Here is a 14,265-nt window from a genome sequence, read left to right as displayed (position 1 = left end):
GAATCAAAACCGCGACGGACGATTCCGCTCCCGTCACTCGACGCTGATCGTCACGGTCGCCTCGGCCCCGTCGGCTAACGCGGCGACGAGGTCCCGATCGAATCCATCGGCCGCGAACTCGGCGTCGTTGACGATCGTTCGGTCGTCGACGTACTCGCTCGTTCGCCCCACCGCGCTGCGCTCGTTCGTGAACTCAAGGTCGGGATCCCCCCGTCCAGTTACCGAATCCGTGTACCCACCAGCTTCGATGGTGACGGTGATCGTTGCGCCCGAATCCTGGCAGGCCGCGACGAACTCGGGATCGAAATCGGCGGGTGTGCGGTCCGCGTCGATCGCGAGAATGCAGTCCCCCGCGGGCGTGAGATAGTCGTCGGTCGTGATCTCGAACGTGCTCGAGTGTTCGGCGGAAACGTGCTCGTGGCCGCGGGCGCGGATGATCTCTTCCATGCCCAGCAGTTCGTTGCGGGCCGGAAAACGGCCTCGAATTCGATCACTGCCGGTGCGGCCACGTCACGACCGCGTCCGAAAACCGGTACGAAACTCACGAACGATGCTGCCGATCAGAATTCCGAACACGGCGAGGAAGAGGATCGGAACGATTCCGAGACGCCACTCCTCGGTCAGAGACCCCATCATAGCGCCGACGAGGACGGCTAGCGCGGCCCCGCCGATTGCGAGAGCTGCCAGCCCGAGTCGAAGCGGAGACCTGGTTCGCCGAGCGAGTACGTACTGGGGCAGTCCGATCCCAACGGCGAGGTAGATCGCCAGCCCGATCGGCGTCTGGCCAAGAATCGCGACGCTTTCGGTCACAACGCTGACGACGGCAGCGAAACCGATGGCGAGGAGGAGCGAGAAACCGACGACTCTCGAGTCGTTCACGCGTTACAATCTATTTGAGTGACAAAAACCGTTTCGATCGCTAACGAGGAACGTCGCTCAGACGAGACTCGCGCCGTCGAACTCGCCGCGGCTGTACTCGACGTCCAGCAGATCGAGGATGGTTGGCGTGATGTCGAAGAGGTCGGCGTCGCCGATCGTCGCCTCGGGGTGGTCGATGTACAGCGAGGTGTCGTCGAAGCTGTGCATGCCGTTTCGGGGTCCGGTGGTGAAGATGTCCGAATCGGCCTTGAAGCCGGATTTGAGGTCGAAGCCCTTGTTCGGAATCGCGACCAGATCCGGCGCGATGTCGTCGTGGTCGCCGCGGAACGCCTCTTCCTTCTCGACGACGCGCTCGACGACCTTCTTGCCCTTGGGCCCCTCGAGTGCCTCGATATCGGCCTTAAGTTCGTCGCGAACCTCGTCGTACTCCTCTTCGGGGACGGCACCGCGCGGTTCGCGGCCCTCGAGGTTGATGTAGAACCGGCCGGGGATGAACGAGTAGGCCTTGGTCTCGTCGGAGATGTCGCCCAGTTCTTCCGGTTCGTCCGTACTGAAGGAGAGCCAACCCTCCTCTCGGAGCCACTCGTTGAAGTGGACCTCGTAGTCGAGGCTCGTAAAGCCGTGGTCGGAGGCGACGATCATGGTGACGTCTTCGGGCAGCGCCTCGCGGAGCTGGCCGATGTAGTCGTCGACCTTCTGATAGAAGTCGATGAACTCCTCTTTGTACTCGCCGTCGCGCTCGTAGTCCTTGAACAGGAAGTGGTTAACCCGGTCGGTCGTCATGAAGACGCCGAAGAACAGATCCCAGTCGTCCTCCTCGATGTAGTGTTCGAACGCCTCGAACCGAGCGTCGACCGTCTCGTGGGCATCCTGAATGAACTCGGCCTTGTCGCCCTGGTGGCCGAGTTTCGGGTTGACGTCGATCCGGTAGTCGAGCGTCTCGAGGTAGTCACGGACGTCGTCGGGATACGCTGCCTTGTCAAGCCCGGGCGAGAGGAAGCCCGAGACCATCCGCTGGACGTTGCGCTGCGGCGGGAAGGTGACGGGGACGTTCATCACGGTCGCGCGGCGACCGTCCTCCTGAACGCGATCCCAGACGCGGTCTGCCTGGACTTCTCGCCCCATCGGGACGTAGGTGTCGTAGGTGCCGACCTCGCGGTCCTGAAAGCCGTACACGCCCGTTTCGCCGGGGTTCATCCCGGTCGTCAGCGACGGCCAGCAGGCGCTGGACTCCGGTGGGACGATACTCGAGATTTCGCCCGCCGTCCCCTCCTCGGCAATCGCAGCGAAATTTGGAAACAGTTCCTCGTTCTCCGATAGGAGACTGTACGGCACGCCGTCGACCCCAATAAATGCGACTCGGGGAGCTCCGTCGCCCCGCAATCGATCGAACAGACCCATGGGCGGACGTAGTTCGACCGCATACAAGAAGGTTCGTTTCGAGACACTGTGTTGAGACGGCGTGCCATCGATTCACATTCCTCCCTGTTCTCGCGTTCGAGTGCGCTTTCCGACCGACTCGAGTGGGCTTGCTGAAGCGCGCTCGTCGACTGACGAACTCAGTCCTCGTCCCCGTCCCGCTCGGACGCCTCGAAGTTCGCGGGGACGACCGTCAGGTGGGCCATACCGGCACCGGAATCGGCTGCATCGTCTGCCGAAGCGGACGTTCGTGCGGACGGGTTAGTTGCTGCCATAACGAGTCTAGCTACGGCGGTTAGCCGGATAAAATTACCCATGCTCATAATGCATGAGACGAACGGGCGAACATAACTCTCGTGAATCCACCAGATACCGTGCCGACGGAGCGGTGGCCCGTCAGCGTATTCTTACGGGCCCGTCGTTCGACGCGGGTTGCGAGGTGTACCTGCCCACGAGAGAGTAAACGTAGTCGAACAGTAACGAGACGTGAGCGGTACTAACGGCGACACGAAGACGGCCGTGTCACGGTGGCGATACACGCTGTACCACGGTGAGAAAGCGAGAGCGGAAGATTGGGTCTGTCGCGTCGGGAAAACGGCGCGTGACGAGCCAGCAGTTGGCTCTTAGAAGTTCTCTTCGTAGAGGTCTTGTGCGTGTTCGATTGCGTCGTAGGCGGCCTGTTTATCCTCCCAGCCCTGGGTTTCGACTTCCTTGCCTTCCTCCAGGTTCTTGTAGGTCTTGAAGAACTCGTCGATCTCGTCGAGTTGCTGTTGGGTGATGTCCTCGAGGTCCTCGATGTGATCGTAGCGCGGGTCCTCGGACGGGACGGCGATGACCTTGTCGTCCTGCTCGCCGTCGTCGTCCATCTTCATCAGCGCGACGGGGCGGGCTTCGATGACGCAGCCGGGGAACGTCTGATCCTCAACGAGGACGAGCACGTCGAAGGGATCCTCGTCGTCGTAGTACGACTGCGGGATGAAGCCGTAATCGCTCGGATAGTGGACGTTGCTGTGAAGCACGCGGTCGAGGACGACGCCCGGCACGTCCTTGTCGTACTCGTACTTGTTGCGTTCGCCCTTGAGACACTCGACGACGGCGTAGATCTCTTCTGGCGGATTCGGTCCAGTCTCGAGGTCTTCCCAGAGATTAACCATGTACCTGAGGCTTCACGGCCGATCAAAAAGTATTTTCGTAATCGATGTCACCTTGGAGGTGAAGGTCATCAGGCACTATCAAGACGTGATCCGACCGAATTCCACCAGTATTCGGCGTTGCGGTACCCGATCTGCCCGCGGGCGATCGGTGGATACCGAGAAATGGTTGACAAGTCTTAAATAGTCTGATGACATTTGCACAGGTATGTCAGAGGCACAATCAATCAGCGGCGATCAGAGTATTGCACGCGAACTTACCGCGTTCCAGAACAACATCCTCGTTATCCTCGCGAAAGAGCCGATGTACGGACTGGCCATCAAGCGCGAACTCGAGGAGTACTACGGAACCGAAGTGAACCACGGCCGTCTCTACCCCAACCTCGACGAACTCGTCGACCTGGGTCTCGTCGAGAAGAGCGAACTGGACAAGCGAACGAACCAGTACTCGCTGACCGACGACGGCTACGACGCCGTCCTCGACGGCATCCAGTGGACCCTCTCGAAGGTCGTCACCGGCGACGACCGCGCCGAGGAGATCAGCGAGATTGTCGAGAACAGCTACTGAACGCGCGACCAACTCCACCAGACGTTTTTTATCGGACCCGTCGTTCGGGGACCGATACCTCGGCCGTCTCGTAGACGAGCGTGATCGACTCCTCGAGCGCGTCTCGTTGTGCGTCCGACGGCCAGGCGTTTCGCACGAAGTACTCCGACCGAAACTCCTGAAGCTCCGTCCCCGTCAGATCCTCGATCCGTTTCGCGTAGTGGTTCCCCACGAAATCGGCGAGCAACGCGGCGTTATCTCCGTGAACGTCGCCGTGGCGCTCGCTGACGCGTCCGACGAGGTCTCGGTTGTGCGCTTCGACCGCGTCCCAGTCGTCGGGCTGTTCCGTCCCTTCGAGCGGCACCTCGACGCCTCGCGAGATGTCGTCGATGCGGTCGGTTCGGATAACGCCCGCGTCGTCGTCGTGCCACTCCTCCGGGTGGAGTACGAGCACGTCGTCGCCGTCGTCCTCGCGGATTCGATACGTAAAGTCGTGCTCGTCGAGAAGTTCGTTGCGCCGCTCGGCGTGAGCCTGCGCTTCGCCCTCGTCGGCGACGGTGCGCTCGAGTCGGGTGAGTCGCTCCGCTTCGTCGACGATTTCGGTGGGAAGCTCCTCGTCGGCGGTAGTATCCCTCGCAGTCTGGGACCCCTCGGATTCCCGACCGGAGTCGGCGGGTGAGTCGTTCGAATCGGACATTAGCGATCGGTACGCGCTCGAGGGTTTTTCTCTTGCTGGTCCGGGCTTCGATAGCGGCTCCGCGCTCGACTCAGCCCTGATCCAGCGCCTCGTTGGCGAGGTCGTCCGCGCGGTTGTTGACCTCCCGAGGGACGTGCTCTAAGGTCCACTCGTCGAACGCGGCGAGGAGTTCGCGGACGGTTACGCGTTTCTCACGCAGTTCGGGGTTGTTGGTGTCGTACTCGCCGCGGACCTGCTTGACGATGAGTTCCGAGTCGCCGCGCACGTGGAGTTCGTCGAACCCGTAGTCGCTGGCGGCCTCGAGGGCCGCGATCAGCGCCTCGTACTCGGCCTGATTGTTCGTCGCGGTGCCGATCCGGTCGCCCCCTTCGGCGACGATCCCGTCGCCGCTGACGATCACCCAGCCGGTCGCTGCGGGACCGGGATTCCCGCGACACGCGCCGTCGAAGTACGCGTGTGCGCGGCCGCCGCCCTCGCGCAGCAGTGCCTCGATATCCTGCGGATCTCCGCCCTGGATGACGACTTTGTCGTCGTACGCGACGGCCGTCGCGCCGCCGCGGCTCGCACGCCAGCGCTCGTGATCCGTATTTCCGGAGTCGACCGTCACACCCGCTTCCTCGAGTCGTTCTCGAGCCGTCTCGACGTCGCACTCGATGACCGGCATTCGTGGCTGTTCTCGTCGAGAACCGGATAAAGTCTTTCCGGTTCCGAATCGTAAATCACGATCTTGAAGGTCTGTATCTGCCTATTTCGGCAGATTAGCGCCGATATACCAAACCGCCCCCCAAGGATTTATATATAATGGTGATACTACTATAAAAGTGCGATGACACGGTCCACCCGCCAGCGGGAGCGAACGCGTGAGACGGACGAGACCGAGGATCAGGAGGGGGTGCGTGCCTGCCCCGAGTGTGAATCGGACAATCTCGTAAAGGACTCCGACAGGGGTGAGCTCATCTGTGAAGACTGTGGGCTCGTCGTGGAGGAAGAAAAGATCGATCCGGGTCCTGAGTGGCGTGCGTTCAACCACCAGGAACGCCAGGAGAAGTCCCGCGTCGGCGCGCCGACGACCCAGACGATGCACGACAAGGGACTGACCACGACGATCGACTGGAAGGACAAAGACGCCTACGGCCGGTCTATTTCCTCGAAAAAGCGCAGTCAGATGCACCGCCTGCGCAAGTGGCAGGAACGCATCCGTACCAAAGACGCCGGGGAGCGAAACCTGCAGTTCGCACTGAGCGAAATCGATCGCATGGCGTCCGCACTGGGTGTTCCGCGCTCGGTCCGCGAGGTCGCGTCCGTCATCTATCGACGCGCGCTCAAAGAAGACCTCATCCGCGGCCGATCGATCGAAGGTGTGGCGACGTCCGCACTGTACGCCGCCTGTCGCAAGGAAGGCATCCCGCGAAGTCTCGAGGAGATTTCGGAAGTCTCACGCGTCGAACGCAAAGAAATCGGTCGCACCTATCGGTACATCTCGCAGGAACTCGGTCTCGAGATGCGCCCCGTCGACCCGAAAAAGTACGTCCCTCGCTTCTGTTCCGAACTCGAACTCTCCGAGGAGGTCCAGACCAAGGCCAACGAAATCATCGAGAAGACCGCCGAGGAAGGCCTTCTCTCGGGCAAGTCACCGACCGGCTACGCCGCCGCCGCGATCTACGCCGCGTCTTTGCTCTGCAACGAAAAGAAGACCCAACGCGAAGTCGCCGACGTAGCCCAGGTGACCGAGGTCACCATCCGGAACCGCTATCAGGAACAAATCGAAGCGATGGGAATCCACGGCTAACTCGTCCGCTCACCAATTCACCATTTTTGCGCGATCGATCGGAAGCCAGCTCCTGCAGCGAGCAGTGCGCCTCGGTGAATTGTGTGACTACTCGTCGGCATTGGTACCGGCCATATCGATGTCGTTCCCGTCGCCGATGCCGTCCGTGTCAATGTAGCCGCGTCGATGTCGACCCCCGTCACCGATGCCGTCCGTGTCGTTGTCGTTCCGTCGTCGGTCCTCAGATACCGGCGGCTCAGTTCCCGTCGTTGCCATTGCTGTCGCCGTCACTAGTTCCATTTTCGCCCCCGTGGTCGGTCTCGCCTTCGTCGTCTTCTTCGCTCCCGTCGTCAGCGTCGTCATCACCCTCAACGACCTCGATAGGGCACTCGTCGGTCATGTCGTAGCGTTGTGCTGGTCGTCGCCGGCCTGTGCACAGAGCTCATGCTCTCCCGTCTCGAGGTCGAGTTCGACCTCGGTTTCGCGACTGCGCCGCTCAGTGCGATCAGTCATCGGCGCGAGAGTGATCGCGGACTCCTCACGTTCCGATTGCCTCACTGACGGGTTCGACTGTCGACCGGTTCAGGCGGAATCCGCAGTGGGCGCCGAGCGATACGGGGTTCGAAAATGGGTCGTTACCTGCTTCGGTCCACCCTCGACCGGTTTCTCGAGAATCTTGCGGACAGGGGCTGATACGTCGATTTCGTCCGACTCGACTACTCTTCCTTGCCGACGCTGATGACCTGTAACAGCGAGTAGACCGGGACGCCCTCGAGCTCCTCGAGTCCCTGTTTGTCCGCGAGGACGACACAGGCGAGCGGTTCCCCGCCCTCGGCGCGGATGGCCTCGATGGTCTCGCGCATCGTCGTCCCGCTGGTGATGGTGTCGTCGACGATGTAGCACTCGCGGTCGCGAATGCCCGCGAAGTTCCGGCTGAACGTCCCGCCGAGTTCCTCGATATCGCCTTCCTCCCACTGGTGTTTCGCCGGGGTGTACGTCCCCAGATCTGTCTCGAGCTCGCTCGCGATAAGCGTCGCGATGGGGCCGCCGGCTTTCTCGATACCGATCGTCAGATCGACGTCCTCGCCGTGTTTGGCGAGCATGTCGGCCATCGCCTCCGCGATCGCCCCCATCCGTTTGCTGTCCCGGCCGATCGCGGACCAGTCAACGTGGATGTCCTGCGGGCCGCCCGCGGGCCCATCGTCCGGCCGAGTCGGCCGATCGTCGGGCTGGGCCGTCGCGCCGCTTCGCTCGACGAGCCAGCTCGCCGTCTCCCGGGAGACGTTCAGTTCGTCCGCGATCTCACCCTTCGAAAGCCCGCGCGCTGCGAGCTCGGCTGCGCTCTCGATCAGGTCGTCGACGTTTTTCATATACCTGTGATTTCGAGCGCCGTTTTTATAGACGTATCGTCGTGGATCGAACATCGAACCCCGCGTCTCGGGCCAGCGGTCGATTCCTCGGGCTCCCGATCCACGATCGACGACAGTCGACTGGTACTGAAAACGATTATCTGCCTGCTCCTGCCTGTTGTACGCATGGAACGCTACGATCTCGTCTACCAGCTGTACGACGGCTACGATACGGAAACGTTGCGGGAGTATCAGGCGTTCGTCGACGTCTTCCCGGCGGTCGACTCACGCGTCGCGTTAGAGCACTGGCAGGGGGCGAACGAGGAACTCGAGCGCCGGAAGAACGAAATTCGATCCGACTTCGCGTCCGGCGAGACGTTCGCGGAGGTCGCCTCCCGGGCCAACCGGGATCAGGCCTTCACGGCGCTGGATCTCGAGGCCAAATACGGCCGCGCGGTGAACGTCCTCGTTTTGGACGTCGACGAGACGCTGCGGTCGGCCGGCGGCACCGACAACGAGATTCCACGCGACACGCTTCACGAGCTGACCGAGTTCCACGAGGCCGGCGTTCCGATCGTCATCTGTACGGGACAGACCTTGGAGAACGTCAAAGGGTTCGCGATCCAGGGACTGGGAAGCGAAATCGTCCACTCGGGCGAGCTCTCGATCGTCTACGAGGCCGGGACGGGCGTCTTCACGCCGGGACACGGCGCGGACACGAAACAGCTCCTCTACGAGGAACTGGACGACGAGATCCGGGACGTCTTCGACGACGTTCGCTCGCGGGTACTCCCGGAAGCCCCGGAGGACCTCCGGCGGGGCTGTCACCTGCAGGGCAACGAGTTCAACGTCACGATGAAGCCCAACTACGAGACTGGCTCGACGAAGGCCAGAGAGACCATCGACACGGCGCTGGTCTACCTGATCGACCTGCTCGCCGACGCCGTCGGGACGGCACTCGAGGAAAACGGCGACGGAAACGGGACCGTCGTGCTCGACGACGAGACCGTCGTCGACTGGACGCGCGCCTTCTACGCCGACCAGGACCCCGAAATCAGGGGCGTCCTCGAGAGCGAGGGGGAGTACCCCGACCTCGACTCCGACGACGTTCCTGACACGCTCGCGGACGTCCTCGAGCGGATCGACGTCGCCTACTACGAGGCCGACGCGGCCGAGATCGGCAGCCTCGAACTGAACAAGGTCGTCGGCGTCGAGCGAGCGCTCGACGTACTGGACGTCCACGATCCGTTCAGTCTCGTCATGGGCGACTCGAAGAGCGACCTGCGCGTCATGCAGTGGGTCGACGAGACCGACGCGGGCATCGCGGCCGCGCCCGAACACGCCTCGCAGGATACCTTGGAGCACGTCCTCGAGACGGACGAACTCGTCTTCGACCGCGGAAAGAGCGTCGACATTCTCCGGACGGTGTACGCGTTGAACCGGCTGGCCCGTCTCGAGTGAGCGGAGTTCGACTCCCCGGGCCACGCTGAGACGGTTCGACACTGACGACCCACTGACCGTCGCCGGCCGTGAGGTGCTGTCTTAAACGGCTGGAACACAAAAGCCGGCTCATCAATCGGATCGGCGCGCTATCGAGTGGTAGCACGATCCAAGCGGGAGTGTTACGGGCGGGCAGCGACTCTCATCGACGAAACGCTGACGAGACGTGCTCGCCACCCCGACGCGCGGATCGGCGTGGTACTATGACACGATTCGAGTCCCGATCTACCGACGATAGCCGCCCCGTTCATCAACCGGACTCGAGCCTGGCGTACGGGGTGATCGACCGATGACGACGATTGCAGAGCTCACGCTGTCAACCGACGAGTTCGCGCTCGCAAAGACGCTCCACCGACTGCCGGACCTGACGCTCAGGGTCGAGAGCGTCGTCGCCGAGGGGCCGACGCGAACGATGCCCCTCGTCTGGTTCTCGACCGACGATCCCGAGGACCTCGAGGCGGCGCTCGACGCGGATCCGTCCGTCGACGACTTCCAGTGTCTGCTCGAGACTGCCGACGACGACGAGTGGTTCTATCGCCTCCAGTATGGCGAAGACGTCAGCTCCGTCTGCGGATCGGTATACGACAACGGCGGCACCGTCCTCGACGCGCAGGTCACCGACGGCCAGTGGACGCTCCGACTGCTCTTTCCCGAGCGCGAGGAGCTTTCCGAGACCGTCTCCGCCATCGAAAATCAGGGCGTTCGCGTCGACGTCCGCCGGATGGTCGAGGCCGGACAGGACGACGATCTCGAGACGACGGCCGCACTGACCGAACCCCAACAGGAGGCCATCTCCGAGGCCTACCGCCAGGGCTACTACGACGTTCCGCGCGAGATCTCGCTCGAGGAATTGGCGGACAAACTCGACATCTCCCATCAGGCGCTCTCCGAACGGCTTCGCCGCGCGAACCGCGTCCTCGCGAGCGAGCAACTGGACGATCCGTCGGGGAAGTTGGCTACTGATTGAGGCGGCGAGTACCGCCAGCACGGCCGTCCGGGCAACTGACGGCCGAGAGTTGTACAGCCACGTCGCGCCCGACTCCTCGACGCTCGCCGTCGACTGTTACGACGCCTACGACGAGGGCGACGACGGCCGCGCTCGCGAACGTCAGAGTCGCATCTTCGACGTTCGAAACGCGTTCAAAACCGGCGGCGCGTACGTCTCCGGCGTCAAAACAGCAGTTCGAATGCGCGAGCAACTCGAGGCGCTCGAGTTGGTGTCGCTCAGTGGCTCTCGTTCACAGCAACGCCCGCGTTCGAACCCGTCCGGACAGGACGAGCGTTCGTCCCTCGTCGTCGATCGAGAGGTCTTTGATCGTCGCCCACTGATCGGTGATGTCGCGGTTCGACTCGACGTGGTCGCGGAGTTCGCCCGCGTCGGCATCGCTCTCGGTTTCGTAGAGGTAGACCTCGTGAACGTCGGTCGTGTCGCCGTCGAACTCGTACGCGTTCGCCGAGCCGACGAGTCCCCGCTCCCAGTCGTCGAGTCGGTCTTCGACCCGCGCCTCGAGATCGTCGCGCTGGTGCTCCGGAATGTCGTCGATATCGCCGTACTGGCGCTCGATTTCGGACTCGACCGTCCGCGGCTCGTGGAGTTCGCCGCTCGCGAGGTGAGCCGATTCGAACTCCGCCAGCAGCGCGTTGCCGTCGTCCGTTTCGGACAGGCCGCCGGCCGACGTCGTCTGGACGTTGATCGCCGATTCGAGCGCCTCGAGCGAATCGAGGGGCTGGCTGCCGGTAACTCTGACGACGTACGACTCGCTGACGCCGAAGGCGGAGCCCTCGAAGGCGTACAGATCGAACCCTTCGTACTCACCTTCGCTCGAAAGGGCCTCGTCCTCGGCAGACCGATCCTCGGCCCAGTCCTCGAGACTCTCCTCGACGTCCGCGGGGTCGAACGATCCGGCGAGCGTGCCGATATTTATCGATGCGCTTTGCTCGTGCTCGTACGTCTGGGTTCCGTCCCAGGTTTCCTGCGTGTAGCTGATCTCGTACTCCCACTCGACGCGCTGGGTGAGCTGCCAGTCGAGATCCGTGGCAGCCACGCCGGCCGTGCTCCGGAGTTCCGACCCTTGCTCGAGTGGCCAGTAGACAACGAGTTCTTCTTCGTTATCGAAGACCGCCTGTGGAACGACGGTGTCGAACTCGACCCCGGTCCGTTCGTCCCCCTCGAGTTCAGCGTCGCTGTACTCGTTGGCCAGTTCGTCCTCGTCGAAGAGTTCGGAAAACGAAAGATCGACGAGCCAGCGGTCGACCGCCGGGCCCGATGCACTGTCGTCGCCGACGACCGGAAGGCTGCTCGTACAGCCGGCCAGTCCTGCACTGCTCATCGCAACAAGCCCAATGCCCCCGTTTCGAAGAAGCGTCCGTCGTGAAATGTTCCCTCCCATCACGTCTGGAAAGACAGTTTATCTAAATAGTATTTCTGGCCCTCTTGTATGTTATTGCAACGCACATATCGGTCGTCGACCCGCGACCGGCTCCCGACGAATCGTCCACACTGGGACGGTGTGAGAACCGGAAAACACGCCGCTCAGTTCGACCGTCGTGTCGCGGTCGAATCACAGCGTTGGACCGTCGCGAGAACACCCGTCGCCGTCAGTCTAGAAGACGGCCCGTGAACGGACGGTTCCGGTGTTGTCGAAGAACGGTTCGGGAACGGTGTACTCGAAGGCTCGCGTCCCTTCTTCGGCTTCCTCGAACTGGGGGCTCTCATAGTACTCCGCTAGCTCGTCTTCGTCGAGGATATCGGTAAGCGAAGGCGCAGCAAGCCAGCTTTCCACTCCCGGACCATCGGAACTATCGCCCACGATCGGGACACTGCTCGTACAGTCGGCGAGTCCGGCCATCCCGACTGCGAGTGCACTGCGCTTGCATTTCGGACGAAATTCCGTCGTGACGTATCCTCTACCATCGTGTCACTGATATCGGTATAATTATATAATATTTCAGATTTGAGCATGTCTATGGTAATATATGTGTCCTAATAATTGAAGCTCGACGGTTGCGGCGCCAATCACCATTTCGAGTCCTCGAACGGCGTCCGTAGCCGACCCCGCTCTCGCGACCGAAGTCACTATTCGTCTACCGCCCGTATCACCAGTCGTGACCACGTACGACGCTGTCGTCTACGATCTGGATGGAACGCTCGTCGACCTCGACGTCAACTGGGACGCCGTAGCTACCGACGTCCTCGAGGTTTACGAGCGCGCGGACGTCGAGCCACCGAGCCAGAACCTGTGGGAACTACTCGAAACCGCGAGCGACGTCGGGTTGGAAGCGAACGTCGAGTCCGCCATCGCTGCCCACGAACGGACCGGCGCCGAGACCGCGCCGCGGCTGACCCACGCGGACGAGTTACTCGAGCGAGCGGTACCCGTCGGCGTCTGCTCGCTCAACTGCGAGGCGGCCTGTCGAATCGCACTCGAGGCACACGACCTTCTCGAGACGGTCGACGCCGTCGTCGGCCGTGATACGGTCGCCACGCAAAAGCCTCACCCGAAGCCGCTACTCGAGGCGGTCCGGGCGCTCGAAGCGGAGCCGGAAACGGTACTGTTCGTCGGTGACTCCCCACGGGATCGGCTGACGGCAGAACGAGCGGGCGTCGCGTTCGAGTTCGTAGACGACGGTCCTGCCGGCGTCTGAGGCGGGCCGACTCCGTCGACTACTCCTGCGTTCGCTTCGCGTACGCGAAGACGGCGATGGCCGTCAGAAACCAGATCGGGGCTCCGACGCGAATCGCGAACTCGGCTCGAGCGCCCCAACTCGGGAGATCGGCGTTCACCGAGAGCAAGGCGACGATCGGTGCACCGACGAGGATCGTGGCGACGAAGGTGACTTGCATCACCCAGCCGTAGTCGACGCCCTCGGGAGTGGTCGTTTCGACGGGTTCTGGCACGATCGACAGTGACGACTCAGCCCTCTTAATCTCTCCGTGTTCGACGCTTGGCCGGCCGCTCCTAAGGGACTGAGCGCAGGTCCACCCGCGAACGATCGGCCCGACGGCGATCTCGACCGCCTCCCGCCGGCCCTGTCGAAGAACGGTGGCATTTAATCGTCGGCGACGAATCTGTGTGTATGGCTACCGTGCGGGATCTCAGAGAGAAGGCTGGTGACGAACCGATCACGATGCTGACGGCCTACGACGCGCCGACGGCCGGAATCGTCGACGACGCCGGCGTCGACGTGATTCTCGTCGGCGATAGCGTCGGTAACGTGGTGCTCGGCCACGAGACGACGGTGCCCGTCTCCGTCGACGGGATCGCCCACCACGTCGGCGCCGTCTCGCGCGCGACCGAAGACGCGCTGGTCGTCGCCGACATGCCGTTTCTCTCCTTCGGCGTCGACGAGAAAGACAGCCTCGAGAACGCCGGGCGGATGCTCAAAGAGGAGGGTGCGGAGGCGGTCAAACTCGAGAGCGGTCCCCACACCGTCGAACTGACCGAGACGATGGTCCAGCTTGGCATTCCGGTGATGGCCCATCTCGGACTCACGCCACAGCACGTCAACCAGTACGGCGGCTACCCCCGACAGGGAACCGATCAGGCGGCCGCCGAACGGATGCTCGAACTCGCGGTCGAGCACGAGGAGGCGGGCGCGTTCTCGCTGGTGCTCGAGCACGTCCCCTCGAACCTGGCGGCCGAGATTTCCGACGCGCTGGACATTCCGACGATCGGCATCGGCGCGGGGCCCCACTGCGACGGGCAGGTGCTCGTCTTCGACGACGCCGTCGGCATCAGCGAGTGGACCCCCTCCTTCTCCGAACAGTTCGGGGCCGTCCGCGCCGAAATGGAGTCGGCCGTCGACGAATACGTCTCGGCCGTCGAATCCGGAGAGTTCCCCGCCGACGAGCACAGCCACGAGGAGAGCGACCTCGAGGAGCTCTACTAAACTGCGACGGTTCGAGCGTCGCTGTGGCGCTCGTGTCGCCCAGAAGTTAGGGGATCGTCCTCGAC

19 protein-coding genes are annotated in these 14,265 nt (G+C 62.7%); 6 read left to right on the top strand and 13 right to left on the bottom strand.

Annotated features, from left to right (window positions below; all coding sequences use genetic code 11):
- Positions 1–33 precede the first annotated feature (33 nt).
- From ACSFC5_RS06935 to ACSFC5_RS06915, 5 genes are all read right to left on the bottom strand, one after another.
- A complete protein-coding gene (locus tag ACSFC5_RS06935; RefSeq protein ID WP_440764490.1) occupies positions 34–447 on the bottom strand; it encodes a DUF371 domain-containing protein in 414 nt (137 codons plus the stop codon).
- Positions 448–510: 63 nt separating this feature from the next.
- Positions 511–879 (bottom strand): hypothetical protein, encoded by a 369-nt coding sequence (locus tag ACSFC5_RS06930; protein WP_440764489.1) that lies wholly within the window; start codon positions 877–879, stop codon positions 511–513.
- A 57-nt stretch (positions 880–936) separates the two neighbouring features.
- A complete protein-coding gene (locus ACSFC5_RS06925; protein ID WP_440764488.1) occupies positions 937–2,280 on the bottom strand; it encodes an alkaline phosphatase family protein in 1,344 nt (447 codons plus the stop codon).
- 158 nt (positions 2,281–2,438) lie between these two features.
- Positions 2,439–2,573, bottom strand: a complete 135-nt coding sequence (locus ACSFC5_RS06920) for a hypothetical protein (protein ID WP_440764487.1) — start codon at positions 2,571–2,573, stop codon at positions 2,439–2,441.
- Positions 2,574–2,921: 348 nt separating this feature from the next.
- Positions 2,922–3,452 carry an inorganic diphosphatase gene (locus tag ACSFC5_RS06915; protein ID WP_440764486.1) on the bottom strand — a complete coding sequence of 177 codons (531 nt, stop codon included), beginning with the start codon at positions 3,450–3,452 and terminating at the stop codon, positions 2,922–2,924.
- 205 nt (positions 3,453–3,657) lie between these two features.
- Between ACSFC5_RS06915 and ACSFC5_RS06910 the strand changes: the two genes are divergently transcribed.
- Positions 3,658–4,017, top strand: coding sequence for a PadR family transcriptional regulator (locus tag ACSFC5_RS06910; protein ID WP_006088545.1), 360 nt, complete (start codon positions 3,658–3,660; stop codon positions 4,015–4,017).
- A 28-nt stretch (positions 4,018–4,045) separates the two neighbouring features.
- Here ACSFC5_RS06910 and ACSFC5_RS06905 read toward each other — a convergent pair whose 3' ends face one another.
- Entirely contained in the window at positions 4,046–4,693 is a 648-nt protein-coding gene (locus tag ACSFC5_RS06905; RefSeq protein WP_440764485.1) for a DUF7108 family protein, read from the bottom strand.
- A gap of 70 nt (positions 4,694–4,763) precedes the next feature.
- Positions 4,764–5,357: a ribonuclease HI gene (gene rnhA / locus ACSFC5_RS06900; RefSeq protein ID WP_440764484.1), complete on the bottom strand. Its 594-nt coding sequence runs from the start codon at positions 5,355–5,357 to the stop codon at positions 4,764–4,766.
- 162 nt (positions 5,358–5,519) lie between these two features.
- Between rnhA and ACSFC5_RS06895 the strand changes: the two genes are divergently transcribed.
- The gene (locus ACSFC5_RS06895; RefSeq protein WP_006108914.1) at positions 5,520–6,482 is read left to right on the top strand and encodes a transcription initiation factor IIB; all 963 of its coding nucleotides are present in this window, start codon (positions 5,520–5,522) and stop codon (positions 6,480–6,482) included.
- Positions 6,483–6,569: 87 nt separating this feature from the next.
- Here ACSFC5_RS06895 and ACSFC5_RS06890 read toward each other — a convergent pair whose 3' ends face one another.
- The 3 genes from ACSFC5_RS06890 to gfcR all read right to left on the bottom strand — a co-directional run bounded on the left by ACSFC5_RS06890 (position 6,570) and on the right by gfcR (position 7,831).
- Entirely contained in the window at positions 6,570–6,737 is a 168-nt protein-coding gene (locus ACSFC5_RS06890) for a hypothetical protein (protein WP_440764483.1), read from the bottom strand.
- Positions 6,718–6,861 (bottom strand): hypothetical protein, encoded by a 144-nt coding sequence (locus ACSFC5_RS06885; protein ID WP_440764482.1) that lies wholly within the window; start codon positions 6,859–6,861, stop codon positions 6,718–6,720. The genes ACSFC5_RS06890 and ACSFC5_RS06885 overlap by 20 nt, the downstream gene beginning before the upstream one ends.
- 316 nt (positions 6,862–7,177) lie before the next feature.
- A complete protein-coding gene (gene gfcR, locus ACSFC5_RS06880; protein ID WP_440764481.1) occupies positions 7,178–7,831 on the bottom strand; it encodes a transcriptional regulator GfcR in 654 nt (217 codons plus the stop codon).
- Positions 7,832–7,996: 165 nt separating this feature from the next.
- Here gfcR and ACSFC5_RS06875 point away from each other — a divergent pair, with 165 nt between their 5' ends.
- Both ACSFC5_RS06875 and ACSFC5_RS06870 read left to right on the top strand, forming a co-directional pair.
- A complete protein-coding gene (locus ACSFC5_RS06875) occupies positions 7,997–9,271 on the top strand; it encodes an HAD family hydrolase (protein ID WP_440764480.1) in 1,275 nt (424 codons plus the stop codon).
- A gap of 328 nt (positions 9,272–9,599) precedes the next feature.
- Positions 9,600–10,277, top strand: a complete 678-nt coding sequence (locus ACSFC5_RS06870) for a helix-turn-helix domain-containing protein (RefSeq protein WP_440764479.1) — start codon at positions 9,600–9,602, stop codon at positions 10,275–10,277.
- 271 nt (positions 10,278–10,548) lie between these two features.
- On the opposite strand, the gene ACSFC5_RS06865 is transcribed toward ACSFC5_RS06870, so the two are convergent.
- Positions 10,549–11,640, bottom strand: a complete 1,092-nt coding sequence (locus ACSFC5_RS06865; protein ID WP_440764478.1) for a hypothetical protein — start codon at positions 11,638–11,640, stop codon at positions 10,549–10,551.
- 273 nt (positions 11,641–11,913) lie between these two features.
- The gene (locus ACSFC5_RS06860; protein WP_440764477.1) at positions 11,914–12,093 is read right to left on the bottom strand and encodes a hypothetical protein; all 180 of its coding nucleotides are present in this window, start codon (positions 12,091–12,093) and stop codon (positions 11,914–11,916) included.
- Between the two features lie 322 nt (positions 12,094–12,415).
- Here ACSFC5_RS06860 and ACSFC5_RS06855 point away from each other — a divergent pair, with 322 nt between their 5' ends.
- Positions 12,416–12,955: an HAD family hydrolase gene (locus ACSFC5_RS06855; RefSeq protein WP_440764476.1), complete on the top strand. Its 540-nt coding sequence runs from the start codon at positions 12,416–12,418 to the stop codon at positions 12,953–12,955.
- Positions 12,956–12,974: 19 nt separating this feature from the next.
- Here ACSFC5_RS06855 and ACSFC5_RS06850 read toward each other — a convergent pair whose 3' ends face one another.
- Positions 12,975–13,208 (bottom strand): DUF5822 domain-containing protein, encoded by a 234-nt coding sequence (locus tag ACSFC5_RS06850; protein ID WP_440764475.1) that lies wholly within the window; start codon positions 13,206–13,208, stop codon positions 12,975–12,977.
- A 179-nt stretch (positions 13,209–13,387) separates the two neighbouring features.
- Between ACSFC5_RS06850 and panB the strand changes: the two genes are divergently transcribed.
- The gene (gene panB, locus ACSFC5_RS06845; RefSeq protein WP_440764474.1) at positions 13,388–14,200 is read left to right on the top strand and encodes a 3-methyl-2-oxobutanoate hydroxymethyltransferase; all 813 of its coding nucleotides are present in this window, start codon (positions 13,388–13,390) and stop codon (positions 14,198–14,200) included.
- Positions 14,201–14,265: the final 65 nt, after the last annotated feature.

The sequence above is a fragment of the Natronorubrum marinum genome, assembly GCF_052040125.1.
Taxonomy (GTDB): domain Archaea; phylum Halobacteriota; class Halobacteria; order Halobacteriales; family Natrialbaceae; genus Natronorubrum.
Note: the sequence above shows the minus strand (reverse complement) of the source record. Positions and strands in the feature narration are given on the sequence as shown.

What these genes read in the sequence shown, in the direction of transcription:
- ACSFC5_RS06935 (WP_440764490.1), bottom strand. Translation starts at nt 447, where the DNA reads ATGGAAGAGATCATCCGCGCCCGCGGCCACGAGCACGTTTCCGCCGAA.
- ACSFC5_RS06925 (WP_440764488.1), bottom strand. Translation starts at nt 2,280, where the DNA reads ATGGGTCTGTTCGATCGATTGCGGGGCGACGGAGCTCCCCGAGTCGCA.
- ACSFC5_RS06920 (WP_440764487.1), bottom strand. Translation starts at nt 2,573, where the DNA reads ATGGCAGCAACTAACCCGTCCGCACGAACGTCCGCTTCGGCAGACGAT.
- ACSFC5_RS06915 (WP_440764486.1), bottom strand. Translation starts at nt 3,452, where the DNA reads ATGGTTAATCTCTGGGAAGACCTCGAGACTGGACCGAATCCGCCAGAA.
- ACSFC5_RS06910 (WP_006088545.1), top strand. Translation starts at nt 3,658, where the DNA reads ATGTCAGAGGCACAATCAATCAGCGGCGATCAGAGTATTGCACGCGAA.
- ACSFC5_RS06905 (WP_440764485.1), bottom strand. Translation starts at nt 4,693, where the DNA reads ATGTCCGATTCGAACGACTCACCCGCCGACTCCGGTCGGGAATCCGAG.
- rnhA (WP_440764484.1), bottom strand. Translation starts at nt 5,357, where the DNA reads ATGCCGGTCATCGAGTGCGACGTCGAGACGGCTCGAGAACGACTCGAG.
- ACSFC5_RS06895 (WP_006108914.1), top strand. Translation starts at nt 5,520, where the DNA reads ATGACACGGTCCACCCGCCAGCGGGAGCGAACGCGTGAGACGGACGAG.
- ACSFC5_RS06890 (WP_440764483.1), bottom strand. Translation starts at nt 6,737, where the DNA reads ATGGCAACGACGGGAACTGAGCCGCCGGTATCTGAGGACCGACGACGG.
- ACSFC5_RS06885 (WP_440764482.1), bottom strand. Translation starts at nt 6,861, where the DNA reads ATGACCGACGAGTGCCCTATCGAGGTCGTTGAGGGTGATGACGACGCT.
- gfcR (WP_440764481.1), bottom strand. Translation starts at nt 7,831, where the DNA reads ATGAAAAACGTCGACGACCTGATCGAGAGCGCAGCCGAGCTCGCAGCG.
- ACSFC5_RS06875 (WP_440764480.1), top strand. Translation starts at nt 7,997, where the DNA reads ATGGAACGCTACGATCTCGTCTACCAGCTGTACGACGGCTACGATACG.
- ACSFC5_RS06870 (WP_440764479.1), top strand. Translation starts at nt 9,600, where the DNA reads ATGACGACGATTGCAGAGCTCACGCTGTCAACCGACGAGTTCGCGCTC.
- ACSFC5_RS06865 (WP_440764478.1), bottom strand. Translation starts at nt 11,640, where the DNA reads ATGAGCAGTGCAGGACTGGCCGGCTGTACGAGCAGCCTTCCGGTCGTC.
- panB (WP_440764474.1), top strand. Translation starts at nt 13,388, where the DNA reads ATGGCTACCGTGCGGGATCTCAGAGAGAAGGCTGGTGACGAACCGATC.